We start from the raw sequence: 25,659 nt of genomic DNA, 5'->3' as shown, positions 1-25,659 counted from the left end.
CCGCAGAGCCGGGACCCAGGGGCCACCGCACTGCGCCGGCCCTGGGTCCCGGACAGCGCTACGCGCTTCCGGGATGACAACCCTTTGGGAGGCCTCGGAGCATCCGCGTCTAAGCCGGCTTGCCCGCCGCCAAAGCCGCGCGCACGGCCTCGGGCGTGATCGGGATGTGGCGCAGGCGGACGCCGACCGCGTTGAAGATGGCGTTGGCGATGGCCGGGGCGACCACCGTGGTGGCCGGCTCGCCCAGGCCCACCGGGACCTGGGTGCTGTCGACGAACTGGATGTCGAACTCCGGCGTGTCGGCGATGCGCAGCGGCGTGTAGGTGTCGAGGTTGACGTCCTTGACCTGGCCGTTCTCGAACGCCGTGCCCTCGTGCAGGGCCATGCTCAGCCCCCACAGGCTCGCGCCCTCGGTCTGGGCCCGGGCCCCGTCGGGGTCGACGATCGTCCCGGCGTCGGTCACCACCGTCAGCTTCTGGACCGTGACCACGCCGGTGGCGCGGTCGACCTTCACGCGGGCGGCGCAGGCCACCCAGGTGGGCATGTCGCGCTCCTGGCCAAAGCTGGTGGCCAGGCCCAGGCCGGTGTCCTTGGGCAGGGCCTGGCCCCAGCCGGCGGCCTGGGCGGCGCGGCGCACGACCTCGGCCTGCCGCTTGGCCCCGCCGACCGTGCTGGCGTCGCCGCCGGCGTTGGCGCCCGCGCCCGTCAGCAGCTTCAGGCGCAGGGCCACCGGGTCGGCCTTCAGGTGGTGGGCGGCCTCGTCGATGAAGCTTTCCAGCGCCCAGTTGGTCCAGCCGGGCCCGACCGAACGCAGCCAGCCGGGCCGGAAGGTGCTGTTGGCCAGGTCGTTGTTGATCGCCCGGACCTTGTGGGCGCCGACCTCGTACCAGTGGTCGGCCCCGGAAATGGCGAAGGGGTCGTAGGCCACGCCGTTCTTGCCCTTGGGCATCAGGGCCGGGGCGTTGGCCAGGGTCGGCCAGCCGGCGGCGGCGTGGTGCTCCATGGCGGTGACCGCGCCGGCTCCGTCGAAGGCCATGCGCAGGGTCTGGACCGAGGGCGAGCGGACGGAGTCGAAGCGGACGTCGTCCTCGCGGGTCAGCACCATCTTCACCGGCTTGCCCAGGGCCTTGGCCGCCAGGGCGGCGGGCACGGCGTAGTCGCCGTTCAACCGCCGGCCGAAGCCGCCGCCCAGCATGTAGGTGCGCATGACGATGCTGGTCTCGGCCCGGCCCAGGGCCTTGGCCAGGGTCGGCAGGATCAGGCTCTGCCACTGGTTGCCGGTGTGGATCTCCATCACCCCGTCCTTCTCGAAGGCCAGGGCGTTCAGGGGCTCGAGCTGGAAATGCAGGACGGTGGCGGTGGTGTAGGTCTGTTCCAGCACCGACCTGGCGGCCTTGAAGGCCACGGCTGGGTCAGGGGTCTTGTTGTCGAGCAGGGCGCCGCCGTCGGCCTTGGCGATCAGGCTGGTGGCATGGTCCTGCAGGCCCTTTTCCGAGACGTCGGCGCCCGGGCCGGCGGCCCATCTGACCTTGACCAGGTCGGCGGCGCGGATCGCGGCGGGATAGCTTTGCGCGATCACCAGCACCCAGCCGGGTACGGTGTCGGACGGGTCGTCGATCGTCAGGCAGCGCAGGTAGCCCTTGACCGCCTTGGCCGCGCCGTCGTCGACCGACAGCACCTTCGAGCCCTGGCGGGTGGGCGGCAGCTTGGGGCGGGCATAGACCATGCCCGGGACCTTGGCGTCGATACCGTAGACCGCCGTGCCGTTGGTCTTCGCGGCGATGTCGGGGGCCCTACCCGGCTTGCCGATCAGCTTGCGGTCGGCCGCCGGCTTGATCGGCAGCTTGGCCAGCTCCTCGGGCGTGAACCGGCGGGCGACGCCGCCGCGCTTGACGATGTCGCCGTAGGAGATCGAGCGGCCGCCGACATGCACCATGCCGTCCCGCGCCGCGCCGCCGGTCGGCGACACGTTCAGCAGCTTGGCCCCGGCCTCGACCAGGGCGATCCGCCCGGCCGCCCCGGCCTGGCTGAAGATCGGGAAGGTCTGCCACACCGACCAGCTGCCGCCGGTGACCATCAGGCCCCATTTGGGGTCGGTGTCGACGTGGACGATGCGCACCTTGTCCCAGGCCACTTCCAGTTCGTCGGCCAGGATGCGGGCCAGGGCGGCGCCGACGTGCTGGCCCATCTCGGCGCGGATGATGTTGACGGTGACGATCCCGTCGCCGTCGATGGCGAACCACAGGGTGGGCTCGAAGCGGGGACCGGTGGGGGGCGCGGGCGGGCCGCCAGGCACGGCGGGGTCCATCGCCGCCTCGACCAGGGCCGAGAAGCCGAAGGCCAGGCCCGCGCCCGTCGAAGCGACCAGGAAATTGCGCCGCGACAGCAAGCTGCCGGTCTCACCCTTGGGCGGCAGGCGGCTCATGACTTGGCTCCCATCGCCGCGGCGGCCTGCTTGATGGCCGCCCGGATGCGGACATAGGTCATGCAGCGGCAGAGGTTGCCGCTCATCGTCGCGTCGATGTCCTGGTCGGTGGGGGCGGGGAAGTCCTTGAGCATCGCCGCCGCCTGCATGATCTGGCCCGACTGGCAGTAGCCGCACTGCGGCGTCTGCAGGTCCAGCCACGCCTGCTGCACCGGATGCTGGCCGGCCGGGTCCAGGCCCTCGATCGTCGTCACCTCGGCCCCGTCAACGGCGCCGAGCGGGGTGATGCAGGACCGTGTCGCCCGGCCGCCGACATGGACCGTGCAGGCCCCGCACATGCCGATGCCGCAGCCGAACTTGGTGCCGGTCAGGCCGATGTCGTCGCGGATCACCCACAGCAGGGGCGTGTCCTCGTCGGCGTCGATGGAGACCGCGCGGCCGTTGATCGTGAACTGGGTCATGGCTGGGTCACTTTCCCTGCGCGCGGATCGCCGCGACCTTCTTTTCCAGGTTCGGCCAGGCGGGCTTGTCGGTGCGGGTGGCGCGCAGATAGGTCGCCAGCCGCGCGACGTCGGCGTCGCTGAGGCGGTCGAAGGCGGGCATCACCACGCCCGGCGCGCCCTCCCTGGCCCCGACGCCGTGCAGCACGACGCGGACCAGGTTGGTCGGGTCGTCCAGGTTGACGGCGCTGTTCAGGGCCAGGTCCGGCCGCAGCGGGTTCGGCTGGCCGGCTCCGTTATAGTGGCAGGACGCGCAGGCGGCGGTGTACAGCCGGGCGGACGGGTCGGCCTGCGGCCCGACGTTCAGGCGATCGGCGGCCGCCGCCCTTTGCAGGGCCGGGGCGAGGCTGGCGGTCCGGCCGGCGGCGCCGTCGGTGTCGGCGAAATAGACCGCCAGGGCCCGGATGTCGGCGTCGGGCAGCTTGACCAGGCCGTCGTGGACCACCGGCCCCATCGGCCCGGCGGCCACGCCGTGGTAGCGGCTGACGCCGGTGCGCAGATAGGTCGCCAGCTCGGCCTGGTCCCATGGGGCCGGCGAGGGGTTGGCGGCGGTCAGGGGCGGGGCGATCCAGTTGTCGATCGCCGCCCCGGCGAAGGCCTTGTCGCGCTTCTCGGCCCCCAGGGCCCCGCGCGGCGTGTGGCAGGCGCCGCAGTGGCTGACGCCCTGGGCCAGATAGGCCCCGCGGTTCCATTCGGCGCTCTTGGCTGGGGCCGGTTCGAAGCGGCCGGGCCGGAAGAACAGCAGTTTCCAGCCGGCTTGCAGCGCGCGGATGTTGAGCGGGAAGGGAATGCCGTTGCGCCTGTCCGGAGCGACGACCGCCGGCCGGGTCATCATGTAGGCGTAGAGCGCCGAGACGTCGGCGTCGGTCAGCCGGGTGAAGTGGTCATAGGGGAAGGCCGGCAGCAGGTGCGAGCCGTCGCGGGCCACGCCCTGGTGCATCGCCCGCCGGAACGCCGCCTCCGACCAGGTCCCGATGCCGGTCTTGGCGTCGGGGGTGATGTTGGTCGAGTAGATCGTGCCGAAGCCGGTGTGCATCGGATAGCCGCCGGCGAACGGCTGGCCGCCCTTGGCGGTGTGGCAGGTCGCGCAGTAGCCGGCCCCGGCCAGGACCTCGCCACGCGCCACCAGTTCCGGCGAGAAGCTGGAGGCCGCCGGCGGGCTGACCTTTCCGATGGAAGGGCGCCAGGCGAGGGCGGCGAAACCGACACTTGCCACGACCACCGCCGCGAGCAATCCGACGAGGAGACGTTTCAACACGGCGCCACTCCCGGCGGTCCCGCGTGACGGCTGGCGCGTCAGCAACAGGGCCAGATGCCGGTGAGATTGGGATCAAAGCCGGGGTGGCGCAAGGCTGGCGGGCGACTTGCGAGTCGATAGCGTCTGGAGCGGTCGACCCGTCCTAGGCCTTGATGGCCAGGACGCGGACGCCGCGGGCCCGGCCCTCGGGGTCGGTCCATTGGAAGGTCTCGCCGGCGGTCATGCCGACCAGGGCGGCGCCCACCGGGGAGAGCACCGAGATGCGGTTGTCGTCGATGCTGGCGTCGCGCGGCAGGCTCAGGCGAACCTTGCGGGTCTGGCCGTTGGACAGGTCCTGGTAGTCGATAGTCGAGCCGATGCGGGCGAACGGGCGCGGCGCCTCGCCGGGCTCGACGATCAGGGCGCGGGCCATCTCCTCGGCCAGGACGCGGCCGCCCGGCGCGCGGCCGGCGGTGGCGTCGGCCAGGTTGGAGAGGATCTCGAAATCGGCCTCGGTCACGTAGATCGTGGGGCGGGCCTGGGGGGTAAGGGTTTGAGTGGAAACGGTCGTCATGTTGGCTTTCTAGGTTTTGCTTGAGCCTGGCCCGGCGCTTCTTCTGGAAGGCGGGTCCATGCAGGCTCGATAGGGCGCGCGCCCTGTGGCGCGAGCGTTTCGTCCGATGCGGGGCTCTCAAGGAAAGAACACGGCGCTTTTCATCAGGATCAAGCGTGGCGTGAGCCGACGCCGACCGTCTAGCGGTCGATCCTGGAAAGACGAGCCATGTGGATTTTCAGTGTCGCCCCGAGTTCTGGTTTGCGCATGGCGCGAACTCGGGGGTCAGAGGCCTTTGATCAGGCGTCCGGCGCGGTTCAGTCCATTCGAAAAGGTCATGAACCGGCGCATGGTGACTGTAAGATGGGGGCTGGGGCCACCAATGTCAAATCGGGGCGCCGTGCGAGGCTGGCGAGCGGCGCCTCGCGCCGCCCATCCTGTGGAAAACCACAGGTGCGCGGATCGGCCGTTCGAGGCCTTCTCTGCCCACGATGCGTCATGTCGACGCCGTGCGTGGCGTCCTTCCGCGCCTCTCAGTCGAGACGGTTTCCAGGGTGTTTGGGGCGGGTGGTCAGGCTTTTGGGCGGAGGGGCGAGGCGCTGGCGCATCGGTCGGCTCCGCCTTTTGATCTTCGTCGGCTGAACGATGCGTCGTTGGCCCAGGCCGAGGCCGCGATCCGCGGCCTTTGCGCCAGCGCCTATCTTGGCGACGAGACGGCGCTTTGCCGGGTGCTGGGGCGCTACAAGATGTTTGTCGACACCCGCGACGACGATCTTTCGGCCCACCTGCTGTTGGACGGCTATTGGGAGATCTGGGTCACGCGGGTCGTGGCGGACCTGGTGAAGCCCGGAATGGTCTGCATCGATGTGGGCGCGCACCTGGGCTACTACACCTTGCTGATGGCCGACCTCGCGGGGACGGCCGGTCGGGTGCACGCCTTCGAGCCCAACCCCGCCCTGCGCGAGCGGCTGTCGCGCTCGGTCAGGGCCAACGGCTTCGAGCCGACCGTGAGCGCCCACGCCTGGCCGCTGTTGGACCAGGACGATCTGCCGGTGCGGCTGATCGTGCCGCCTCGGCGGCCGGGTGGCGGTCATGTGGCGCTGATCGACCGCGCGGCCGACGACGGCGGCCTGCGCGCGCGACGTCTCGACGGTTTCGCCGAAATTCCGCATGTCGACGTCGTCAAGATCGACGCCGAGGGCTCGGAACTGGCGATTTGGCGCGGCATGGAGCGGCTTCTTGGGCAGGGTCGCCCGATGTCGGTGATCCTCGAGTTCACCTCCGTCCGCTACGCCGATCCGGGTGGGTTCCTGGATCAGATCCTGGGGGCGGGCTTTTCGCTGGCGCTCGCCGATCCCCGAAGCGGCCTGCGGGCGGTGACCAAGGCGGAGGTGCTCGCCGCCTCGGCGGTCGAGGACCAGATGCTGGTGCTGCGCCGATGAGGGGCGCAGCGACCGCGCCGGCTTCAGGCCGCCGCCCGCTGGGCGGCGTGATGCGCCTCCAGGGCTTCGTCGATCGTGTCGTAGAAATGCAGCTCGCCGTCCCGCAGCATCGCGCCGCGGCTGCAATAGTTGCGCAGCGTCTCGTCGTGGTCCGCGCCCGTGGTGTTGCCCGCGCCGTGGAAGTCGAGGATCACCTCGGGCGCGAAGATCGAGCCCGACAGGTCGCCGGCGTGGAAGACGAAGGTGTCGTTGCCGGTGTCGCCGGAGACGATGTCCAGCCCGGCGCCGCCACGGATCACGTCCGCGCCGTTTCCGCCCAGGATGACGTCGCTGCCGCCACGGCCGTCCAGGTGATCATCGCCGTCGCCGCCCAGGATCAGATTGAAACCCGCGGAGCCGATGACAGTATCGTTGCCCGCTTGAGCGTTGTAGATGTTCGACGGAGTCAGAGTGGTTCCGAGGATAACCTGATCATCGCCGGCAGTACCATTTGCGTAGCTCATGGCGTATTTCCTAAAATAGCCGCAAGCCCCGTGCCCGATGATTTAATACCTCAAACAATTTGTGGTCAGAAGAGTATGAATTGAGAAATTTTCTTCATAAAAGTCGACGGTCTCTTTGAAGTCGATGGTCGTCGACGTCTTCAGGAAGCGCCCGGCGACGGCCCCAGAAGCCAGGTCAGCCAGGCGCCGACGGCCAGGAAGGTTCCAAAGGGCAGGGGGCGGGCCAGGTCCAGCCGGCGGCGCGCCAGGCTGATGATCGCCGCGATCGCCAGGCCCACGCCGCAGGACCACAGCAGCACTGTCGGCAATCCCCGCCAGCCGACCCAGGCGCCGATCGCGCCCAGCAGGAATGGGTCACCGCCGCCAAGGCCCGGCCGGCCGCGAAGGGCCTTGTAGACGAAGGCGACCAGAGCGAGCGCTCCGTAGCCGGCCGCGGCGCCGATCAGCGGCGCGAGGGGCGTTCTGAGGCCCAGTGACACCGTGAAAGCCCAGCCGGCCGCGCCCAGCGGCAGGGTCAGGACATCCGGCAGCCAGAGGTTCTCGGCGTCGATCACTGCGACCGCCAACAGGCCCCAGCCGAAGATGGCCGTCACCGGGACCATGGCCCCCGATTGCGCCAGCGCGCTCCAGGCCGCGACGCCGAGGGCGGCCGTTTCCAGAAGAGGATACCGGATCGGGATGGCGGCCCGGCAGGTTCGGCAGCGCCCCCGCAATCCCAGGAAGCTGACGATCGGAATCAGATCCAGCGGGCCCAGTCGGCGGTGGCAGGCGTCGCAGGCCGACCGGGTCGCGATCCATCGGCGGCCGGCGGGCAGGCGAAGCGTCAGCAGGCCAATGAAACTGCCCACGAACGGCGCCGCCGCCAGGGAGAAGAGGGTCCAGAACATGTCAGGGTTCAACGCGGAAATCCGATCTCGCTGCAGCCACGCGACAATAGGGGCTTGCCTGTGACGGCCGTGCGTCACGGCGGCAGTGGCCGCTCAAGGATTGTCGTCGCCGGGACCGTCGCCGCGGTGATCGGGACAAGATGGGCGCCGAAGGACGGGCGGATTTCCGGCGTCGGTTGACGTCCTGGCCTTCCCTTTGGGCGAAGGTCGCTATCGCGTCGTGGGCAATGCAGTCTGGCTACGAGATGTGGCGCCATCCGCCAAGCGCGGTGGTGTTGTGCGAGGTACGGTCGTCCGCGGCGGGGCGGTGGCGGTGGCGGTGAGAGAGGGATTCGAACCCTCGTTAGGCTTTCACCTAAACACGCTTTCCAAGCGTGCGCCATCAACCACTCGGCCACCTCACCATGCGCACCAGATGTAGAAGGCGGTTGAAGCCCCCGACGCAGGAAGGGGCGCAATATACTCAGGAAGGTTGCGGGCACAAGCCGCCTTGCAGGGTGAAACGTGGCCGTCGGCGACTTATATTGACCGGTGCGCTGCTCATCGAGGCCAGGCCATGCCGTTGACCAGGAAAACCCTGGACCTGCCCACCGTCGATACCGCCCTGCCGGGGCGGGCGGCCGCCATCCCCACGGCCCGGACCCATTTCGTCAACGGCCATCCGCTGAAGGGGCCCTATCCCGACGGGACGGAGATCGCGGTGTTCGCCATGGGCTGTTTCTGGGGCGTGGAGCGGGTCTTCTGGAAGGTTCCGGGCGTCCAGGTCACCGCCGCCGGCTACGCGGCGGGGATCACGCCCAACCCGACCTATGAGGAGGTCTGTAGCGGCCGCACTGGCCACGCCGAGGTGGTGCAGGTCGTCTTCGATCCGAGGTCCGTCAGCTACGAGACCCTGCTCAAGACGTTCTGGGAGCACCACGACCCCACCCAGGGCATGCGCCAGGGCGGTGACATCGGCACGCAGTACCGCTCGGGGATCTACGTGACCTCCGACGCCCAGGCCGCCGCGGCCGTGGCGTCGAAGGAGGCCTACCAGCAGGCGCTGAACGCCAAGGGGCTGGGGACGATCACCACGCAGATCGGCGCGGCCGGCCCGTTCTTCTTCGCCGAAGACCATCACCAGCAATATCTGGCCAAGAACCCGGACGGCCATTGCGGCGTCGGCGGAACGGGCGTGGCATGTCCGATCGGTACTGGGGTAGAGGTTTAGCTCCGCTCATCCCGCAGGAAACCGCATGACCCCCGAAGCCTTCGACGCCGCGTGCCTGGCCCTGCCGGGCGCGACCATGACCATCCAGTGGGGCGACGACCACGTCTACAAGGTGGGCGGCAAGATGTTCGCCGTGATGGGCGGGGCGGTCGGGCGCAACGGCTTCTCGCTGAAGGCCTCGGACGTGGCGTTCGAGGTGCTGAGCGAGACCGGCCAGGCCGTGCCCGCCCCCTATCTGGCCCGCGCCAAGTGGCTGTACTTCGACGACCTGGCCGCCCAGGACGACGCCGAGGTCACCGACTGGCTGCACACCGCCCACGGCCTGATCGCCGCCAAGCTGACCCGCAAGGCGCGGGCGGAGCTGGGGCTGTAGCTCGCACTCGGCAGGCATCCCGGACAAGCGCGCGGCGCGCCGATCCGACAGGGGTTGTTAGGCCACCTCGTCGTGCTTGGGCATGTGCGGTCCCGTCGTCACCGGCTGGCGCTCGAGGATCTCGCGGATCTTGCGCACGGCGGCCGAGGCGGCGCTGCGGCGCTGGCGCCAGAGCAGCAGGGCCATGGCGCCGCCCGTGGCGACCGCGAAGGGGATCGGGCCCAGCACCCAGGCCGCCGCCGCCAGGGCGAAGTAGTAGCCCCGCACCCCGGCGTTGAAGGCCGAGAGGGCCGGGTTGAGGATGCCGCCGGCGGCCTCGGCATAGTCTTCCAGCACCGCGCGCGGCGCCCACATCGGCGTCGCCCCGATGGCGGCCAGGCAATAGTTCATCTGGCGGATCGCCCAGATGAAGTCGAGCAGGCCCCGGGCCAGGGCGATCAGCACCAGGCCCAGCTTGATCTGGAACAGCTGCGACGAGGCCGGCGCCAGGCCGGCGATGTTCTCGATGCTCTTCCAGGCGCTGTCGCCGCCGAACAGCACCCCGGCCGCGGCGGCGATCAGGATCAGGTTGGACGAGGCGAAGAACGAGGCGGAGTTGATGGCGTGGCCCAGCAGCTGGCCGTCCAGCAGGGCGATCTCGCGCACCGCCATCTCGGCCATCCAGCGCCGGCGGATCACCGTCATGTCGGTGTTGATGACGTTGCGCGCATGGCCCAGCCGCTTCAGCAGCGGCTCGTAGAACAGCCAGCAGAAGATGAAGAACGCCAGGACGACGATGTCGAGGATCGGCAAGGGCAGGGACAGGGCGTGCATGGGGTGAGCTTAAGTCTGGAACGAGAGTCGATGAAAGGGGCGTGCGACCGGTATCAGTCCTCGAGGATCAGGCTGTGCTTGCCGGTGTCGCGCAGCAGCAGGGCCACGACCAGGCCGACGGCCATGATCGCCGATACATAGAGGTAGAAGCCGCTTTCCATCCCCTCGCGCTTGAACCACAGCGCGACATATTCCGCGGTGCCGCCGAACGCGGCGTTGCCGATGGCGTAGGGCAGGGCGACGCCCAGGGCGCGCACATGGGTGGGGAACAGCTCGGCCTTCACCACGGCGCTGATCGAGGTGTAGCCCGACTGCACGACCAGGGCGGCGAAGATCAGGCCGAAGGCGATCTGCGGGCTGGCGGCCTTGGCGGTCAGGGTGAACACCGGCCAGGCGATCAGGGCCCCCACCCCGAAGGCGAAGACCAGCATGGTCTTGCGCCCCAGCTTGTCAGACAGCCAGCCGAACAGCGGCTGGACCAGCATGAAGCCGGCCAGGGTGGCCAGGTTGATCGCCCCCGCCGTGGCCTTGGAGAAGCCGGCGGTGTTGGTCAGGAACTTCAGCATGTAGGTGGTGTAGGCGTAGAAGGCCAAGGAGCCGGCGGCGGTCAGGCCGATGATCGCCAGGGTCTGTTTGGGATGGCGCGAGACCAGCGGCGCGGCCAGGGCCACATAGGTCAGCAGCAGCAGCACCACGGACGCGCCCTGGGCCGCGCCGGCGAAGCTCCAGGCGGTGAAGCCGACGATCATCGCCGCCACGGTCGCCAGCAGCAACCCGCCGACGCTGGCCACCTGCCGGGTGCTGATGGGGTCGTGCCGGGTGACGTTCTGGTGCGAGACGCTTTCCTCGATGCCGGTGCGGATCCAGAACACCACCACGGCCAGGGCCGCGCCGACGAAGAACGGGATGCGCCAGCCCCAGTCGGCCAGTTGCTGCTTGTCGAGGGTGTTCTGCAGGATCACCAGCACCAGGGCCGCCACCAGCTGGCCCATGATCAGCGTCACGTACTGGAAGCTGGACCAGAAGCCGCGGCGCTGCTTGCCGGCCATCTCGCTCATATAGGTGGCGCTGGCCCCATACTCGCCGCCCACCGACAGGCCCTGCAGCAGGCGGGCCAGCAGCAGGATCACCGGGGCGGCGTCGCCGATCGCGGCGTGGCCGGGGCACAGGGCGATGACCAGCGAGCCGGCGCACATCAGCCCGACCGCCAGGGTCAGGCCGGCCTTGCGGCCCTTGCGGTCGGCATAGAGCCCCATCAGCCAGGCGCCGACCGGGCGGGCCCCGAAGCCGACGGCGAAGATCGCGGCCGTCTGCATCAGCTGGGCGGTCTGGTCGCCCTTGGGGAAGAAGATCTTGGCGAAATAGATCGAGAAGGCGGCGTAGGCGAACCAGTCGTACCATTCGACCAGGTTGCCGGCCGAGCCGCCGAGGATGGCCCGGGTGCGCCGCCAGGCGCTCATGGGGGCCGAGGGAGACGCGGCGGTAGCCGCCGGCATGGTGGTGTCGGTCATGTTGCCCCCGCGACTCTGATCTTGCCGCGACCTTAGGCGAACATCGATCGCCAAGGAATGGGGGCGGGGACGCGCGACGCGGTTGGGGACACGCGCAGGCGCGTGTCCCCAGGCCCGTCAGCCGAACCTGTAGCCGCAGAGCTTGTTGCCATCGAGGTCGCGGAAATAGGCGAAATAGACGCCGGGCATCCGCTCGCCTGGAGCGCCCTCGCACGTTGCGCCCAGTTCCAGGGCCTTGGCGTGGAAGGCCGCGACCTCCTCGACGGTGTCGAAGGCGAAGCCGCCCATCGATCCGTTGCCGATGCAGGCCGGATTGCCGTCATACGGCCCCAGCACGCCGAACAGTCCCGTGCCCTTGCCGCGATAGAGCCGGCCGCCCGAGGCGTGCTCGTGCACCGACGCCATGCCGATCGAGCCGAGCAGCGCGTCGTAGAAGGCCTTGGCCTCTTCGAGCCTGTTGGACCCCACCGTGAAATAACCGACCTTGGCCAAGCGCCATCCTCCCGTGCGTTGTTTTGCCGAACGCTATCACGTCGGGGCGGGGAGGCAACGTGGTGGGACGCTGGTCGGCCAGCGCCTCGACGCCTTGGCGCGTGGGCAAGCGCGTGGTTAGGATCGCATCATGATCGAAGCCGGCGAGAGCCCTGTCAGCATAGAGGATATCAGCGCGGGCCTGCTCAATGGCGCGATGATAGCCCTGCTCGGCTGCGCCTTTCCAGGCTTCCTGTTGTGGCAGGCCCTCCTGCATCTGGAGGACTTGGCCGGCGTGATGGCGGACCCGGGCGGCAAGGCGTTGAGTTCGCTCGGGGGAATCTCGAATGGCTTGATGCTGGTCTTTTTCAGCCTGGTGATGGTGAGGGGCGGCCTCAAGTACATCCGCAAGAACCTGGCTTTTCTGCGCGCACGGAAATCCCAGGCCACGCCCAGCGGGCCGCCGGCCTAAGTTTCTCGACCGCGAACTTGCGGGTCCCCGCCCTAGCCGCTCGGGCAATCCTCGGCCTTGCGCAGGCCCATGGCCCACAGGGCGCCGATCACCGCGCCCTTGACGCGGGGCAGCAACACCAGGGTCAGGCCGGCCAGCGGCAGGACGGTCAGCGGCACCACCAGGGTCGGCGACATCTTCCAGATGAACGGGAACAGCAGCAGCGGGGCCACGAACAGGTGGCCGACGATCAGGATGGTGAAATAGGCCGGGCCGTCGTCGGCCGGATAGCGCGCCAGGTCATGGCCGCAGACCTCGCAATCCAGGTCGACCTTCAGGTAGCGCGTGTACAGCCGGCCCTCGCCGCAGTTGGGGCAGCGGTGACGGACGCCGCGCTTCATGCCGGTCAGGACGGCGCCGGTCTTGGCGCGATCGGTCTGGGCTTGAGGGGAGGGCTGCTCGTTCATTGGCGTGCATATGCTCCCCTGGAGGGCCCGGCGAAAGAGGACGCACGGTCGCATGCGCCGGCTTGAATCAGATTTCGTAGAGATGAAAGCGTTGATATCTAAGCATTCATCCGCAAGGCGAGCGACTATAGCGGGTGAATTCCGTTGAAATTAACCACAGATGTTTCGCCGATTTGTGGGTAACTGGCGGTCAAGGTTGAAGAATTGGCCGGCCAGCGGCGCCGCGGGCGGACCTAGCTTAACTGTGCCGAGGTTCGCGGACTCCGATAGGCCGGAGTCCGCAACCCTTGGTCCTGCGACTATTTGGCGTCCTTGGCGGTGTTGCTGACGGCGCGGCCGGCGGCCGACACGTCCTGGCCCACGCCAGCGATGGTGTTGCAGGCCGAGACCATCAGGGCGGCGGTCACGGTGGCGAGGATCAGGATCTTGCGCATGGGGAGCTCATAGCTGGAGAAACGGCGGCGGACCTTAACCTTGTCGAGCTTGGCCTTTCAAGCGACGACGCTTGGGGTTTCCCGTCAGATTCCGGCCGTTTCATGGTCACCGCTTTCCCGGCCGGTAGTCCTCGCGCACATGCCCCCGAAGTTGCGCCTCGGTGAACAGCACCGGCTTGGTGCGCATGGTCGCGAACAGCTGGGTCTGGTCGGCATAGTGCGGCGAGGCCGGGTCCAGGGTGGCCGAGCCGAACTGGTGGATACTGTCGGAGCGCACCACGCCATGTTTGTCCCAGTCGACGAACATGATGAAGGTGTCGCCGGCGTCGGCGGTCAGGGTCCCGTCCTTCTGGGGGACGCCCCAGACCGAGCGGTAGGTGTCGGCCGCGCCGTCGATCGGCAGGTCGACCTTGCCGCGCCGGATGCGGTTGACCTGGCCCCATTCCGGGTCCAGCCGGCCGAAGCCCTTCTTCAGCGTGATGATCGCCGCCTTCAGGGTGTCGAGCGGCGCGGGGACCGGGTCGCCGTTGTTCTGGGCCACCAGGATCGGCTGGAGCATCAGCGAGGCCAAAGCCGCGGCGCGGTTGTGGACGTCGGTGCGCCGGTCCCAGCCGCGCAGGATGGCCTGGGCGGCCTTGAGGTCGGCGTCGCCGCCCGGGTCGACCGCCGTCACCTGCCGGACCATGGCCACCTCGGCCGAGCGCTCGCTGTAGGTGATGTCGAACTTGTAGCGACGGAACGCCTGGTCGGTGACCGCGTGGTCGGCGCCGACCAGTTCCTGAACGCGCAGGGCGCGGTTGGTGACGTTGGTCTGCAGGCCCTGGCTGGCCGGGAAGTCGGCGGGCTTGAGGTTGTCGGCCGGATCGCTGGCCAGGAACGGGCTGTTGTTGGAGTTGTAGACATAGCCGGACCTTGGGTTCCACAGCTGCGGGATGGTCGAGGCGGGCCGGTAGCCCTGCCAGATCAGGTCGGAGCGGTCGCCCGGCAGCACGCCGCTCCAGTCGACGCCCTCGCGCCGGTTGGGGTACTGGCCGTTGTGGACGAAGCCGATGTTCCCGGCCCCGTCGGCATAGATGTAGTTCAGGCTGGGCAAGGCGTGGACGGCGACGCCCGCCCGCCACTCGGCCAGGGTCCGGGCCCTGTTCAGCCGCCAGTACTGCAGCGGCTGGCGATATTCGCCCATGCCGGCGTAGCGGATGGCGTAGAGGCCGTGCGGGGTCTCCAGCACCGGGCCGTGGACGCTGCGCAGGGCGGGCTTGGTCACCGGGATGACGATCGGGCCCCAGAGCCTGACCCGCATCCTGACGTCGTGTCGCTGGAAGTCGCGCCAGGCGCCGTCCAGCCGGTACTGGTTCTTGTTTTTCGGGTTGATGACCAGGCGATAGGCGTCGAACAGGTCGGGCTTGGAGACGGTGTTGGCCCAGCCGAGGTCGGCGTTGTGGCCATGCAGCATGAACGGCGCGCCGGGGAAGAAGCCGCCGGCCACGTGCCAGCCCTCGCCGCTCTCGACCACGGCCTCGTACCAGGCGACCGGGCCGGTATAGGGCTGGTGCGAATTGACCAGCAGGCGGGTGACGCCGTCGGCGTTGCGCGACGGGGCGATGGCCAGGCCGTTGGAGCCCTTGGGCGGCTCCTTCTGGGCCTCCTCCGGCACGTTGAGCCGCTTCAGTTCGCCGTCCAGGCCGTAGAAGAACGGCTGCTTGAACACGAAACCGGCCAGGACGTCCTTGCCGGTCAGCGGCAGCAGGCCCGGCGTCACCGCCTTGGGGTGCTGGGCGGCGTAGAGGTTGACCCCGTCGGCATAGGCCTCGAGCAAGGCCCGCAGGTCGGCCGGCAGCTTGGGATAGCCCGCCTCGACCGTCGGCCAGACGTCCAGCAGCCCGACCAGGTAGTCGGTGACCGCCGCCTTGGGTCCCGCCGTGCGGGCCAGGGTCCCGCGGGTGGCCAGCACCACGCTCTGGATGGTGGCGAAGTCGTCCTCGGCCTGGGCGTAGGCCAGGCCGAAGGCGGCGTCGGCGTCGCGGACGCCCAGAATGTGCGGCACGCCCCATTCGTCGCGGCGGATGCGCACGTCATAGGCGTCGGCCCGGGCGATCAGCGCCTTGAGGTCGGGTTTCGGGGGCTGGGTGACGAGGTCCAGCCCGACCAGGCCCAGGACGGCGACGACCGCCAAACAGGCGACGGCCAGCAGGCCTCGCAAGATCCATCGCATGACGTTTCGCCCCCGTACCGCTGTTTTGCGACGATGATGGGCGCGGATCGGCTCCGGCGATAGCCGGACCTTGGGGAAGGCCGCTCGGCGATCAGGGCTTGGCGGCCGCCAGGCGGGGCGCTTCCTCGACCGGCATGTCGATGTCGCCCAGCCCCGCGGCCTTGATGGCGTCGCGCAGCTTGGTGACCGGGTCGCTGGCCAGGGTGGTGAACGACAGCTCGCTCGGCTCGGCGCGGTTCTCGGCCAGGTTGGCGAAGCCGCCCGCCGCCGCCCCGGCGCTCGGGGCCTTGTTCAGCGACACCGCATAGGTCTTGCCCGGCAGGGTCCGGCACAGCAGCACGAAGGTCCTGGCGTCGTTCAGCAGGCGCGGGGTCTTCAGGCACTCCGGCGTCTCGCCGCCGGCCCCGGGGCCGTAGGAAAAGTCGCGCGGCGCCATCTGTTGGTCGAACACCACCTTGAGCACCAGCACCCCGGGGGCGACCGCCTCGCCGGCGGCGGGCCAGGTGGCCGTCACCTTGGGCTTCTGGGTCGGCGGCATGACGGTGACCGGCGAGACCGGCGTCGGCTCCTCGCGGGGCTTGGCCGTCTGGGCCAGGCCGGGGCCGGCGACCAGGGTCAGGGCGAGGAGGGGCAGGGCGAAGAGGGGGGCGCGCATGAGCGTCACCGTGCCGCCAAAGCGCGGCGTTCTCAAGGCCGCCGTCGGGGCCGCTACCGCGTCATCCAGGGCTTGTTCTTGCTGTTCGACGCGGCGGCCGCGGCCTGTTCGCGCTGGAACTTGCCGCCACGCGGCGGCTTCGGCTTGGCGGCCAGGGCGGCCTTCTTCAGGCGCAGGGCGCGCTGGATCGGGGTCTCGCCCGGAACTTCGGGAGGATTTTCAGGCTGGTCGGTCATCCGCGCCTTCTAGCACGGTCGGCGGCGACGCGCCTCCCTCGCGCGACGTCTCTGGCGACCTATCCGGCGCCGGACCATCTGGCGCCGACTCTCCGCCTGGGGCATCGTCGCCGCGTGGGCGATTTGGCGATCAACGGACGAACCTGGAACGAGGCCGAGCAGGACCTGGTGGTCGGCGACTATTTCGTCATGCTCGACAAGGCGATGACCGGCCGTGTCTACGATCCGGACACCCACCAGCGGGCCCTGCGTTTCGTCACCAACCGTTCGGGCGGGGCGATCACCTTCCTGCAGGGCGAGATCTCGGCGATCCTGTCGCTGATCGGCCTGCCCACCCTCAAGGACCATCCGCCGCGCCGTGACTTCGGCGACAGCCTGGTCGAGGCCGTCGACCGCCACCTGTCGTCGCGCCCGGCCGTGCTCAAGGACCTGGCCCAGCCGCCCGCCCTGCTGGGCCGCGCCGCCGCGCCCGTCCTGGCCGAAGGCGCGCCGCCCCGCGCCGCCCCCACAGCCCCCGGCGACCGCGCCCAGCGGCTGATCGCCAGGTTCGACCCCGCCGAACGCGACCTCGAGGCCCGGATGCTGACCCGGATCGGCGTCGCCGCCGCCCTGGCCTACGAGCAGACCCGCCTGGCCGAGCGCGGTCGCCCCGACCTCGCCGCCGAAGTCCGCCTGGCCCTGCCGCCGGCCGACGAGGGCTGCGACCTCCTCAGCTTCAGCCGCACCGGCGCCGCGCGCCGCATCGCCGTCAAGACCACCACCGGCGGCGCGGCCACGCCCTTCCGCCTGACCCCGGCCGAGGAAGCCCTCCGCCACGCCCAGCCGGAGGCCTTCGTGGTCTACCGCCTCTACGACGTGGCCCGGGAGGCGCGAGTGTTCCGGGTGCGGGGACCACAGGAAGACGCGTAGTCGCGTCTACGGCACGTCATCCCGCGCCCACGGCCCGAACGCCGGCCGTTGCTTCAGTCGGGCGTAATAGGCCTCGACCGCCGGCAGGTCGGCCCGCGCCATCGGCGTCTTCAGCCAGCGGTGGACCGAGACGCCCAGCACCACGTCGGCCAGGCTGAAGTCGTGGCCGGCGGCGTGGGCGCCGGTGGCCTGCAACTGGGCGTCGAGGATGGCCATGGCGGCGTTCCAGGCCCTGACGCTGGCGGCGATCTTGTCGGGGTCGTCATAGCCGGCGGTCGGGCGGCCCAGGGCCAGGAAGGCGTAGCCCCAGGTCGGGTTGAGGTCGGTGGCCTGCCAGTCCATCCACTGCTCGACCCCGGCGCGGGGGCGGGGCTCGACGGGCAGGAGGCGGCCGTGGCCGTAGCGGGCGGCGAGGTAGCGGCAGATGGTGTTGGACTCGTAGAGCGCGCCCTGCTCGTCGATCAGCACGGGCACCAGGCCGTTGGGGTTGAGGGCCAGGAACTCGGGGCTGCGGGTCGAGGCGAAGCCCGCGCCCCAGTCCTCGCGCTCATAGGCCAGGCCCAGTTCGTCGCAGGTCCACAGCACCTTGCGGACGTTGAGGGAGGAGGTGCGGCCGAGGATCTTGAGCATGGACGTCTCCGTTTCAGGTGGCCGCCGTGTCTCCAACATAGGCCGCCGCCACCGCCTCGGCGACCTTGATGCCGTCGATCGCCGCCGAGAGGATGCCGCCGGCATAGCCCGCGCCTTCGCCGGCCGGGAACAGGCCGGCGGTGTTGAGGCTCTGGAAATCCTTGCCGCGGGTGATGCGGATCGGCGAGGAGGTGCGGGTCTCCACACCCGTCAGCAACACGTCGGGATGGTCGTATCCGGCGATCTGGCGACCGAAGGCCGGCAGGGCCTCGCGCATGGCCTCGATCACGAAGGGCGGCAGGCATTGGGCCAGGTCGGTCATCTTGACGCCCGGCCTGTAGGACGGCTCCACCACGCCCAACGCTTCGGACGGCTTGCCGGCCATGAAGTCGCCGACCTTCTGGGCCGGGGCGGCGTAGGTCGAGCCGCCGGCGACGTAGGCCAGGGACTCCCACTTGCGCTGGAATTCGATGCCGGCCAGCGGATGGCCCGGATAGTCGCGCTCTGGGTCGATGCCGACCACGAAGCCGGAATTGGCGTTCCGTTCGTTGCGCGAATACTGGCTCATGCCGTTGGTCACGACGCGCTCGGGCTCGGAGGTCGCCGCCACCACGGTGCCGCCCGGACACATGCAGAAGCTGTAGACCGTGCGGCCGTTGGCGCAGTGGTGGGCCAGGCTGTAGTCGGCCGCGCCCAGGTCCGGATGGCCCGCGCAGGCCCCGAACCGCGCCTTGTCCATCCACGACTGCGGATGCTCGATCCGCACCCCGATCGAGAACGGCTTGGCCTCGATGTGGACGCCCTGGTCGTGCAGCATCTGGAAGGTGTCGCGGGCGCTGTGGCCGACGGCCAACACCACGTGTTCGGCCGCCAGATAACCGCCGGTCGAGAGGTGCAGGCCCTTGATCCTGCGCGATCCGTCGGCGACCGTCTCCAGGTCGATCCCGTCGACCCGCTGCCGCCAGCGGTATTCGCCGCCCAGGGCCTCGATGGTCTCGCGCATACTCTCCACCATCGTCACCAGGCGGAAGGTGCCGATGTGCGGGTGGGCCTCGGTCAGGATCTCCTCGGGGGCGCCGGCCTTGACGAACTCTTCCAGCACCTTGCGGCCCAGGTGGCGGGGGTCCTTGACCTGGCTGTAGAGCTTGCCGTCCGAGAAGGTGCCCGCGCCGCCCTCGCCGAACTGGACGTTGGACTCCGGGTTCAGCTCGCCCCGCCGCCACAGGCCCCAGGTGTCCTTGGTCCGCTCGCGCACCACCTTGCCCCGGTCCAGGATGATCGGCTTGAAGCCCATCTGGGCCAGGATCAGCCCGGCGAACAGGCCGCAGGGCCCGGCGCCGACGACGACGGGGCGGGGGCCGGCGAAGTCCTTCGGCGCCTGAGCGACCAGCCGATAGTCGGTGTCGGGCGTGCGCCGCACCTGGCTGTCGCCTTCGAACCGCGCCAGCACGGCGGCCTCGTCGCGCAGGGCGACGTCGACGGTATAGACCATCAGGATCGCCGCCTTCTTGCGCGCGTCATGGGCGCGGCGGGCGACGGCGTGGTCGATCAGGTCGTCGGCGGGGATGCCCAGGCGTGCGCAGATGGCCGGGGCAAAGTCTTCAGGGGGATGGCCCAGCGGCAGTTGCAGATTGGCGATGCGCAACATGGCGCCTGATCAATCCCCGTCCATCTTCAGCGCCGCGATGAAGGCTTCCTGCGGGATCTCGACCTTGCCGAACTGGCGCATGCGCTTCTTGCCGGCCTTCTGCTTGTCCAGCAGCTTGCGCTTGCGCGAGGCGTCGCCGCCGTAGCACTTGGCGGTGACGTCCTTGCGCAGGGCGCGGACGGTTTCGCGGGCGATGATCTTGCCGCCGATCGCCGCCTGGATGGGGATGACGAACATGTGCTGCGGGATGAGCTCCTTCATCTTCTCGCACATGCCCCGGCCGCGGCTTTCGGCGCGGTCGCGGTGGACCAGCATCGACAGGGCGTCGACCGGCTCGGCGTTGACCAGGATCGACATCTTCACCAGGTCGCCGGGACGGTAGTCCTCGACCTGGTAGTCGAAGCTGGCATAGCCCTTGGAGATCGACTTCAGGCGGTCGTAGAAGTCGAACACCACCTCGTTCAGCGGCAGGTCGTAGACCACCATGGCGCGGTTGCCGACATAGGAGAGCTCGCGCTGAGCGCCGCGACGGTCCTGGCAGAGCTTGATCACCCCGCCCAGATACTCGTCGGGGGTGAAGATCGTGGCCTTGATCCACGGCTCGCTGATGCTCTCGATGTGCATCGGGTCGGGCAGGTCGGCCGGGTTGTGCAGCTCGATCTCCGAGCCGTCGCGCATGTGGATCTTGTAGACCACCGAGGGGGCGGTCGCGATCAGGTCCAGGTCGAACTCGCGGCTCAGGCGCTCCTGGATGATCTCCAGGTGCAGCAACCCCAGGAACCCGCAGCGGAAGCCGAAGCCGAGGGCGGCGCTGCTCTCCATCTCGTAGGTGAAGCTGCCGTCGTTGAGGCGCAGCTTGCCGACCGCGGCGCGCAGGTCCTCGAAGTCGGCGGCGTCGACCGGGAACAGGCCGCAGAACACGACCGGCTGGACGTCCTTGAAGCCCGGCAGGGCCTTTTCGGTGGGCTTCTTCTCGTCGGTCAGGGTGTCGCCGACGGCGGCGTCGGCCACTTCCTTGATCTGGGCGGTGAAGAAGCCGATCTCGCCGGGGCCGAGGCTTTCGACGGGGGTATTCTTGGGCTTGAAGACCCCGACCCGGTCGACCAGGTGGGTCGAGCCGTGCTGCATCATCTTGATCTTCTGGCCGGCCTTCAGACGGCCGTCGAAGACGCGGACCAGAACGACGACGCCAAGATAGGCGTCGTACCAGGCGTCGACCAGCAACGCCTTGAGCGGGGCGTTCTCGTCGCCCTTGGGGGCGGGCAGGCGGGTGACGATGGCTTCCAGCACCTCGTGGATGCCGACGCCCGACTTGGCGCTGGCCAGCACCGCGTCGCTGGCGTCCAGGCCGATCAGGTCCTCGATCTGGGCGCGCACCCGCTCGGGCTCGGCGGCCGGCAGGTCGATCTTGTTGAGGACCGGGACGATCTCGTGGTTGTTGTCGATGGCCGAATAGACGTTGGCCAGGGTCTGGGCCTCGACACCCTGCGAGGCGTCGACGACCAGGATCGAGCCCTCGCAGGCGGCCAGGCTGCGGCTGACCTCGTAGGCGAAGTCGACGTGGCCGGGGGTGTCCATCAGGTTGAGGATGTAGGTCTGGCCGTCGTCGGCCTTGTAGTCCAGACGCACGGTCTGGGCCTTGATGGTGATCCCGCGTTCCTTCTCGATGTCCATGTTGTCCAGGACCTGGGCGGTCATCTCACGCGCGGTGAGGCCGCCGGTCTCCTGGATCAGGCGGTCGGACAGGGTGGACTTGCCGTGGTCGATGTGGGCCACGATGGAGAAGTTGCGGATCAGGTGCAGGGGCGTCGAGCTCATGGCGCTGCGTCTAGCATATTTGCGACGTTTCGCGAGGGCGAACCTCCCCGGGCGGGGTCATGGTTAACCGCGCATTAAGCTACAGGCCGCAAACCCGACTCAAAGACTTGCGACTGTGACGCCTGTCGGAAATTACGAGAGTTACCTATGGACCGCCGCAAGCTGATCCTTTCGGGCATCGCCACCGCTGGCCTCGGCGGCTGCGCCAGCACCGCCCAGACCCGCCCCCCGGGCGACCCGGGCACGGGCGCCGCGCCAGCCTACGACACCGGCGCGGCGGCGACCTATTCGGCCGACGAGATCATCCGCAGCGGTTCCGACTTCCTGGGCGTGGCGGCCGAGACGGTCGGGGCGGCGGTCGAGCGGGTGTTCCGCGACAACGGCCAGCCCACCGGCTACATCGCCGGCGAGGAGGGCTCGGGCGCCTTCGTCGCGGGCCTGCGCTACGGCCGGGGCCTGCTCTACATGAAGGGCCGGCCGACCCTGGAAGTGTTCTGGCAGGGGCCGTCGGTGGGCTGGGACTGGGGCGGCAACGCCAGCCGGGTCTTCACCCTGTGCTATAACCTGCAATATCCCGACGCCATCTTCCGCCGCTTCCCGGGCGTCGAGGGTACGGCCTATCTGGTCGGCGGCCTGGGCGTGAACTACCAGCGCGCCGACACCATCACCCTGGCGCCGATCCGGGCCGGCGTCGGCCTGCGCCTGGGCGCCAACGCCGGCTACCTGGCCTACAGCCGGCAGCGGAACATCCTGCCGTTCTAGAGGGGCGGAGGGGGCGGCGCACTTGCCCCCTCCGCGCCTTCGGCGCTCCTCCCCCATGGGGGGAAGAGTTTCGGCTCCGCCCCCTATGGGGGCGGACAGACCGCGAAGCGGTCAGGTGGGGGCAAGTACGCCCTAATCCACCCGCTCGAGCTCCGTCCGATACCGCTTCCAGTTCTCCACATAGTGCAGCGCCGAGGCCTGCAGCACGATCGCGTGCTGCTCGCCGATCTCGCGCACCACCTTGCCCGGCGCGCCCATGACCATGGAGTTGTCCGGGATCTCCTTGCCCTCGGTGATCAGCGCCCCGGCCCCGATCAGGCAGTTCTTCCCGATCTTCGCCCCATTGAGCACGATCGCGCCAATGCCGATCAGCGAGCCGTCGCCGATCGTGCAGCCGTGCAGCATCACCATGTGGCCGATCGTCACATTGGTCCCGATGGTCAGCGGACTGCCGACGTCGGTATGCAGTACTGAGCCGTCCTGAACATTGCTGTTCTCGCCGATATCGATCGGATCGTTATCGCCGCGAACTATTGCGCCCCACCAGATGCTCGAATTCCTGCGCATGATGACATTGCCCATCACGGCGGCATTGGGCGCGATCCAATATTCGCCTTCCGGAGGGAGCGAGGGACCTGTGGCGCCCAAGGAATAGACAGTCATCCGTACACCCCGTGTTCTAAAAGCAGGCAAGCCCTTAACGGCTCATAAACCATGTCGCACCCATTGTATTTGTGCGATTCGAGGGGGAACACTCTCTTATCGGGATTGATTCTCTCCTCGTGTCCCGCCGCGCCCGATCTCCGGTCGCGGCCTCCCGATGACGGAGACCATGGGTGTCGGCTTTGGGGTTTCGGCGTCTTGTTTCGCTCAGAGGGGCTCCCCCCTCCGGAGCCATCTCCGAACCGCCGGGCCGTTCACGCGCCTCCGTCTCATCTCCTCCCACCTGCTCCAAGGACGACGCCATTCGGCTTCGTCCTTTTTTCATGCCTGAATGGAGGCTTTCATGACCAAGCGAGCTCTCAAGCGGACCGTGCGCGAAGGCGCGAACGACGCAGGCTATTACGACGACGCCAAGGTGCGCCGCCTGCCCGTGGAGCATCGCAGCGCCTGGTCGCCGTTGAGCGGCCCAGGGCATGAGGAACGCGACCAGAGCTATCTCAAAACCATCAAACCCAAATCGCCAGGCCAGGCGAGCCTCATGGAGGCGATCGACGACAAGAACCTGATCATGGCCCTGGGGCCGGCTGGCACCGGCAAGACCTACATCGCCATCGCCAAGGCCGTGGAGGCCCTGGAGGCCGGCAAGGTCGGCCGCATCGTCCTGTCGCGTCCCGCCGTCGAGGCCGGCGAGTCGCTGGGCTACCTGCCGGGCGACATGGAGGAGAAGCTGGCCCCCTATCTGCGGCCGCTCTACGACGCCATGAGCGACCGGTTGTCGGTCAAGCGGATGCGCGCCCTGATGGCCGAGGGGGCGATCGAGATCGCGCCGGTCGGCTTCATGCGCGGCCGCACGCTGAACAACGCCTTCGTGGTCATCGACGAGGCCCAGAACTGCACCTACATGCAGCTGAAGATGCTGCTGACCCGGCTGGGCTGGAACTCGACCATGGTGGTCACCGGCGACCCGAACCAGTCCGACCTGCTGCCCGGCATCTCCGGCCTGGGCGACGTGGCGGAGAAGTTCGAGGCGATCGACAACATCGCGGTGGTCCGTCTGGCCGACCGCGACATCGTCCGCCATCCGCTGGTCGCGGAGATGCTGGGCGTGCTCTGAGGCTTGGAGCACGATGGCCGCCGAAACCGGCATCCACTTTCGGCTATCGTGCTCTGATCCGTTTCCCGAAAGGCGATTTCAAGGGTAACGCCGACCCGCAAAACGCGAAAATGCGGAACAAGGCTTGAGTTTGGGGCGGTCGGACGTGCAAGGTCCGGCCGCCTTAACTGTTTTAGGACCCTGCATGTCGTCCGACGCCACCGCGACTCCTCGTTCGGAGTTCACCACCCGAGGGGTCCTGCTCGGGATCGCCATCACCCTCGTGTTCACCGCCGCCCAGGTCTATCTGGGCCTGAAGGTGGGCCTGACCTTCGCGACCTCGATCCCCGCCGCAGTGATCTCGATGGCGCTGCTGCGGGCCTTCCAGACCGCGACGATCCAGGAAAACAACATCGTCCAGACCATCGCCTCGGCGGCGGGGACGTTGTCGTCGGTGATCTTCGTGCTGCCTGGCCTGCTGATGATCGGCTGGTGGACCCACGTACCGTTCCTGGCCACCTTCGGGGCCTGCGTGGTCGGCGGCATCCTGGGCGTGATGTACACCATCCCCCTGCGCCGGGCCCTGGTGACCAATTCCAGCCTGCCCTATCCGGAAGGCGTCGCCGCCGCCGAGGTGCTGAAGGTCGGCACCGGCTCGCGGGCCGGCGCCGCCGAGGGCCAGGCCGGCCTGGTCGCGGTCGTGGCGGGCACCGTCGCCTCGGCGCTGTTCGCCGCCCTGGCCGCCGCCAAGGTGTTCGCCGCCGAGGTGGCCGGCTACTTCAAGGCCGGCGCGGGCGCGACCGGCCTGGGCGCCTCCAGCTCCCTGGCCCTGATGGGCGCGGGCCACCTGATGGGCATCACCGTCGGCGTGGCGATGTTCGCCGGCCTGGCGATCGCCTGGGCCGTGCTGGTGCCGATCATGACCAGCCTTCACCCCATGCCCGGCGCCAGCATCGCCGAGCACGCCACCACCATCTGGCGCACCGAGGTCCGCTTCATCGGCGCGGGCGTCATCGGCGCGGCGGCGATCTGGACCCTGGGCAAGCTGGCCCTGCCGATCTGGTCGGGCCTGAAGTCGGCGTTCGCGGCCAGCAAGGCCCGCAAGGTCGGCGGCGCGGTCATCCCGCGCACCGAACAGGACGTCCCGATCGGCATCGTCGGCCTGGTGTCGCTGCTGCTGCTGGCCCCGGCCGGCTGGTTCCTCGCCCACTTCCTGCAAGGCGGCCCGCTGGTCAGCCTGGCCGCGCCGCTGGTGGCCATCGGCATCGGCTACGTGGTGATCGCCGGCCTGCTGGCCGCCGCCGTCTGCGGTTACATGGCCGGGCTGATCGGCTCGTCCAACAGCCCGGTGTCGGGCATCGCCATCCTGACCGTGCTGGGCGCCTCGCTGATGGTCGGGGTGATCGGCCGCGGCATGATCGGCCCGGACATCGCCAAGGCCCTGGTGGCCTACGCCCTCTACGTGACCACCGTGGTGCTGGCCGTCGCCGTTGTCGCCAACGACAACCTGCAGGACCTGAAGACCGGCCAGCTGGTCGACGCCACGCCGTGGAAGCAACAGGTGGCCCTGGTGATCGGCGTCGTCGCCGGCGCCATCGTCATCCCCTTCGTGCTGGAGCTGCTGAACCGTTCGAACGGCTTCGCCGGCGCGGCCAACCTCAGCACCGTGGCCGGCGCCACGCCGCTCAACGCGCCCCAGGCGACCCTGATCTCGACCCTGGCCAAGGGCGCCATCGGCGGTGACCTGCCCGGGGGG

26 protein-coding genes and 1 tRNA gene are annotated in these 25,659 nt (G+C 69.2%); 8 read left to right on the top strand and 19 right to left on the bottom strand.

What is annotated here, in order from left to right; translation table 11 throughout:
* Positions 1-109: 109 nt before the first annotated feature.
* The 4 genes from PMI01_RS08380 to PMI01_RS08365 all read right to left on the bottom strand — a co-directional run bounded on the left by PMI01_RS08380 (position 110) and on the right by PMI01_RS08365 (position 4,736).
* Positions 110-2,425: a xanthine dehydrogenase family protein molybdopterin-binding subunit gene (locus PMI01_RS08380; protein WP_007666756.1), complete on the bottom strand. Its 2,316-nt coding sequence runs from the start codon at positions 2,423-2,425 to the stop codon at positions 110-112.
* Positions 2,422-2,886, bottom strand: coding sequence for a (2Fe-2S)-binding protein (locus PMI01_RS08375; RefSeq protein WP_007666755.1), 465 nt, complete (start codon positions 2,884-2,886; stop codon positions 2,422-2,424). Before PMI01_RS08375 ends, PMI01_RS08380 begins: the two co-directional genes overlap by 4 nt.
* 7 nt (positions 2,887-2,893) lie before the next feature.
* A complete protein-coding gene (locus tag PMI01_RS08370) occupies positions 2,894-4,183 on the bottom strand; it encodes a cytochrome c (protein ID WP_007666753.1) in 1,290 nt (429 codons plus the stop codon).
* 142 nt (positions 4,184-4,325) lie between these two features.
* Complete coding sequence (locus PMI01_RS08365) at positions 4,326-4,736, bottom strand: GreA/GreB family elongation factor (protein ID WP_007666752.1); 411 nt, start codon at positions 4,734-4,736, stop codon at positions 4,326-4,328.
* A gap of 632 nt (positions 4,737-5,368) precedes the next feature.
* Here PMI01_RS08365 and PMI01_RS08360 point away from each other — a divergent pair.
* The gene (locus tag PMI01_RS08360; protein WP_007666751.1) at positions 5,369-6,157 is read left to right on the top strand and encodes an FkbM family methyltransferase; all 789 of its coding nucleotides are present in this window, start codon (positions 5,369-5,371) and stop codon (positions 6,155-6,157) included.
* A 23-nt stretch (positions 6,158-6,180) separates the two neighbouring features.
* Here PMI01_RS08360 and PMI01_RS27020 read toward each other — a convergent pair whose 3' ends face one another.
* The 3 genes from PMI01_RS27020 to PMI01_RS08345 form a co-directional block, all read right to left on the bottom strand.
* Positions 6,181-6,660 carry a calcium-binding protein gene (locus PMI01_RS27020; protein ID WP_007666749.1) on the bottom strand — a complete coding sequence of 160 codons (480 nt, stop codon included), beginning with the start codon at positions 6,658-6,660 and terminating at the stop codon, positions 6,181-6,183.
* Positions 6,661-6,800: 140 nt separating this feature from the next.
* Positions 6,801-7,547, bottom strand: coding sequence for a prepilin peptidase (locus tag PMI01_RS08350; protein ID WP_007666748.1), 747 nt, complete (start codon positions 7,545-7,547; stop codon positions 6,801-6,803).
* A 314-nt stretch (positions 7,548-7,861) separates the two neighbouring features.
* Positions 7,862-7,951: transfer RNA gene (locus tag PMI01_RS08345), tRNA-Ser, on the bottom strand.
* A 152-nt stretch (positions 7,952-8,103) separates the two neighbouring features.
* Here PMI01_RS08345 and msrA point away from each other — a divergent pair.
* A complete protein-coding gene (gene msrA, locus PMI01_RS08340; protein ID WP_007666746.1) occupies positions 8,104-8,757 on the top strand; it encodes a peptide-methionine (S)-S-oxide reductase MsrA in 654 nt (217 codons plus the stop codon).
* 25 nt (positions 8,758-8,782) lie between these two features.
* Positions 8,783-9,130, top strand: coding sequence for an MmcQ/YjbR family DNA-binding protein (locus PMI01_RS08335; RefSeq protein ID WP_007666745.1), 348 nt, complete (start codon positions 8,783-8,785; stop codon positions 9,128-9,130).
* A 57-nt stretch (positions 9,131-9,187) separates the two neighbouring features.
* Here the strand turns inward: PMI01_RS08335 and PMI01_RS08330 are convergent, their stop codons facing one another.
* The 3 genes from PMI01_RS08330 to PMI01_RS08320 form a co-directional block, all read right to left on the bottom strand.
* Positions 9,188-9,922 carry a DUF599 domain-containing protein gene (locus PMI01_RS08330; RefSeq protein WP_035035378.1) on the bottom strand — a complete coding sequence of 245 codons (735 nt, stop codon included), beginning with the start codon at positions 9,920-9,922 and terminating at the stop codon, positions 9,188-9,190.
* Positions 9,923-9,996: 74 nt separating this feature from the next.
* Complete coding sequence (locus PMI01_RS08325; protein WP_007666740.1) at positions 9,997-11,454, bottom strand: MFS transporter; 1,458 nt, start codon at positions 11,452-11,454, stop codon at positions 9,997-9,999.
* A gap of 117 nt (positions 11,455-11,571) precedes the next feature.
* Entirely contained in the window at positions 11,572-11,946 is a 375-nt protein-coding gene (locus tag PMI01_RS08320; protein ID WP_007666738.1) for a VOC family protein, read from the bottom strand.
* Positions 11,947-12,076: 130 nt separating this feature from the next.
* On the opposite strand from PMI01_RS08320, the gene PMI01_RS08315 reads away from it, so the two are divergent.
* Positions 12,077-12,397: a hypothetical protein gene (locus tag PMI01_RS08315; RefSeq protein WP_007666735.1), complete on the top strand. Its 321-nt coding sequence runs from the start codon at positions 12,077-12,079 to the stop codon at positions 12,395-12,397.
* Positions 12,398-12,429: 32 nt separating this feature from the next.
* Here the strand turns inward: PMI01_RS08315 and PMI01_RS08310 are convergent, their stop codons facing one another.
* From PMI01_RS08310 to PMI01_RS08290, 5 genes are all read right to left on the bottom strand, one after another.
* On the bottom strand, positions 12,430-12,843 hold the full coding sequence (locus PMI01_RS08310; protein WP_007666733.1) for a DUF983 domain-containing protein: 414 nt from the start codon (positions 12,841-12,843) through the stop codon (positions 12,430-12,432).
* Between the two features lie 299 nt (positions 12,844-13,142).
* Entirely contained in the window at positions 13,143-13,277 is a 135-nt protein-coding gene (locus tag PMI01_RS08305; RefSeq protein WP_007666732.1) for an entericidin A/B family lipoprotein, read from the bottom strand.
* 106 nt (positions 13,278-13,383) lie between these two features.
* Positions 13,384-15,489, bottom strand: coding sequence for an acylase (locus tag PMI01_RS08300; RefSeq protein WP_007666730.1), 2,106 nt, complete (start codon positions 15,487-15,489; stop codon positions 13,384-13,386).
* A gap of 91 nt (positions 15,490-15,580) precedes the next feature.
* Entirely contained in the window at positions 15,581-16,144 is a 564-nt protein-coding gene (locus PMI01_RS08295; protein ID WP_007666729.1) for a hypothetical protein, read from the bottom strand.
* Positions 16,145-16,197: 53 nt separating this feature from the next.
* On the bottom strand, positions 16,198-16,380 hold the full coding sequence (locus tag PMI01_RS08290; RefSeq protein WP_007666727.1) for a hypothetical protein: 183 nt from the start codon (positions 16,378-16,380) through the stop codon (positions 16,198-16,200).
* 114 nt (positions 16,381-16,494) lie between these two features.
* Here PMI01_RS08290 and PMI01_RS08285 point away from each other — a divergent pair, with 114 nt between their 5' ends.
* Positions 16,495-17,289: a protein NO VEIN domain-containing protein gene (locus PMI01_RS08285; RefSeq protein WP_007666726.1), complete on the top strand. Its 795-nt coding sequence runs from the start codon at positions 16,495-16,497 to the stop codon at positions 17,287-17,289.
* Between the two features lie 6 nt (positions 17,290-17,295).
* Here PMI01_RS08285 and PMI01_RS08280 read toward each other — a convergent pair whose 3' ends face one another.
* Genes PMI01_RS08280 through lepA form a run of 3 tightly spaced genes read right to left on the bottom strand, consistent with a single transcriptional unit; the run spans position 17,296 to position 21,385 of the window.
* Positions 17,296-17,919, bottom strand: a complete 624-nt coding sequence (locus PMI01_RS08280; RefSeq protein ID WP_007666724.1) for a glutathione S-transferase family protein — start codon at positions 17,917-17,919, stop codon at positions 17,296-17,298.
* Between the two features lie 13 nt (positions 17,920-17,932).
* Entirely contained in the window at positions 17,933-19,567 is a 1,635-nt protein-coding gene (locus tag PMI01_RS08275) for an NAD(P)/FAD-dependent oxidoreductase (RefSeq protein WP_007666721.1), read from the bottom strand.
* Between the two features lie 9 nt (positions 19,568-19,576).
* A complete protein-coding gene (lepA, locus tag PMI01_RS08270) occupies positions 19,577-21,385 on the bottom strand; it encodes a translation elongation factor 4 (protein ID WP_007666720.1) in 1,809 nt (602 codons plus the stop codon).
* Positions 21,386-21,532: 147 nt separating this feature from the next.
* On the opposite strand from lepA, the gene PMI01_RS08265 reads away from it, so the two are divergent.
* Complete coding sequence (locus tag PMI01_RS08265) at positions 21,533-22,147, top strand: DUF1134 domain-containing protein (RefSeq protein ID WP_007666718.1); 615 nt, start codon at positions 21,533-21,535, stop codon at positions 22,145-22,147.
* Positions 22,148-22,279: 132 nt separating this feature from the next.
* On the opposite strand, the gene PMI01_RS08260 is transcribed toward PMI01_RS08265, so the two are convergent.
* Positions 22,280-22,810 carry a gamma carbonic anhydrase family protein gene (locus tag PMI01_RS08260; protein WP_007666716.1) on the bottom strand — a complete coding sequence of 177 codons (531 nt, stop codon included), beginning with the start codon at positions 22,808-22,810 and terminating at the stop codon, positions 22,280-22,282.
* A 331-nt stretch (positions 22,811-23,141) separates the two neighbouring features.
* On the opposite strand from PMI01_RS08260, the gene PMI01_RS08255 reads away from it, so the two are divergent.
* Both PMI01_RS08255 and PMI01_RS08250 read left to right on the top strand, forming a co-directional pair.
* Positions 23,142-23,924 (top strand): PhoH family protein, encoded by a 783-nt coding sequence (locus PMI01_RS08255; RefSeq protein WP_085954850.1) that lies wholly within the window; start codon positions 23,142-23,144, stop codon positions 23,922-23,924.
* A 184-nt stretch (positions 23,925-24,108) separates the two neighbouring features.
* A partial coding sequence (locus PMI01_RS08250; protein WP_007666711.1) for an OPT family oligopeptide transporter occupies positions 24,109-25,659 on the top strand: 1,551 nt, incomplete at its 3' end.

Origin of the sequence: Caulobacter sp. AP07 (assembly GCF_000281955.1) — a bacterium.
In the GTDB taxonomy this organism is placed as follows: domain Bacteria; phylum Pseudomonadota; class Alphaproteobacteria; order Caulobacterales; family Caulobacteraceae; genus Caulobacter.
The sequence above is the reverse complement of the archived record's forward strand: the minus strand, read 5'-3'. Positions and strand labels throughout refer to the sequence as shown.

Bases quoted from the DNA above. Each gene is read 5' to 3' on its own strand.
- PMI01_RS08380 (WP_007666756.1), bottom strand. From the start codon at position 2,425: ATGAGCCGCCTGCCGCCCAAGGGTGAGACCGGCAGCTTGCTGTCGCGG.
- PMI01_RS08375 (WP_007666755.1), bottom strand. From the start codon at position 2,886: ATGACCCAGTTCACGATCAACGGCCGCGCGGTCTCCATCGACGCCGAC.
- PMI01_RS08365 (WP_007666752.1), bottom strand. From the start codon at position 4,736: ATGACGACCGTTTCCACTCAAACCCTTACCCCCCAGGCCCGCCCCACG.
- PMI01_RS27020 (WP_007666749.1), bottom strand. From the start codon at position 6,660: ATGAGCTACGCAAATGGTACTGCCGGCGATGATCAGGTTATCCTCGGA.
- PMI01_RS08350 (WP_007666748.1), bottom strand. From the start codon at position 7,547: ATGTTCTGGACCCTCTTCTCCCTGGCGGCGGCGCCGTTCGTGGGCAGT.
- msrA (WP_007666746.1), top strand. From the start codon at position 8,104: ATGCCGTTGACCAGGAAAACCCTGGACCTGCCCACCGTCGATACCGCC.
- PMI01_RS08335 (WP_007666745.1), top strand. From the start codon at position 8,783: ATGACCCCCGAAGCCTTCGACGCCGCGTGCCTGGCCCTGCCGGGCGCG.
- PMI01_RS08325 (WP_007666740.1), bottom strand. From the start codon at position 11,454: ATGACCGACACCACCATGCCGGCGGCTACCGCCGCGTCTCCCTCGGCC.
- PMI01_RS08315 (WP_007666735.1), top strand. From the start codon at position 12,077: ATGATCGAAGCCGGCGAGAGCCCTGTCAGCATAGAGGATATCAGCGCG.
- PMI01_RS08310 (WP_007666733.1), bottom strand. From the start codon at position 12,843: ATGAACGAGCAGCCCTCCCCTCAAGCCCAGACCGATCGCGCCAAGACC.
- PMI01_RS08305 (WP_007666732.1), bottom strand. From the start codon at position 13,277: ATGCGCAAGATCCTGATCCTCGCCACCGTGACCGCCGCCCTGATGGTC.
- PMI01_RS08300 (WP_007666730.1), bottom strand. From the start codon at position 15,489: ATGCGATGGATCTTGCGAGGCCTGCTGGCCGTCGCCTGTTTGGCGGTC.
- PMI01_RS08295 (WP_007666729.1), bottom strand. From the start codon at position 16,144: ATGCGCGCCCCCCTCTTCGCCCTGCCCCTCCTCGCCCTGACCCTGGTC.
- PMI01_RS08290 (WP_007666727.1), bottom strand. From the start codon at position 16,380: ATGACCGACCAGCCTGAAAATCCTCCCGAAGTTCCGGGCGAGACCCCG.
- PMI01_RS08280 (WP_007666724.1), bottom strand. From the start codon at position 17,919: ATGCTCAAGATCCTCGGCCGCACCTCCTCCCTCAACGTCCGCAAGGTG.
- PMI01_RS08275 (WP_007666721.1), bottom strand. From the start codon at position 19,567: ATGTTGCGCATCGCCAATCTGCAACTGCCGCTGGGCCATCCCCCTGAA.
- lepA (WP_007666720.1), bottom strand. From the start codon at position 21,385: ATGAGCTCGACGCCCCTGCACCTGATCCGCAACTTCTCCATCGTGGCC.
- PMI01_RS08265 (WP_007666718.1), top strand. From the start codon at position 21,533: ATGGACCGCCGCAAGCTGATCCTTTCGGGCATCGCCACCGCTGGCCTC.
- PMI01_RS08260 (WP_007666716.1), bottom strand. From the start codon at position 22,810: ATGACTGTCTATTCCTTGGGCGCCACAGGTCCCTCGCTCCCTCCGGAA.
- PMI01_RS08255 (WP_085954850.1), top strand. From the start codon at position 23,142: ATGGAGGCTTTCATGACCAAGCGAGCTCTCAAGCGGACCGTGCGCGAA.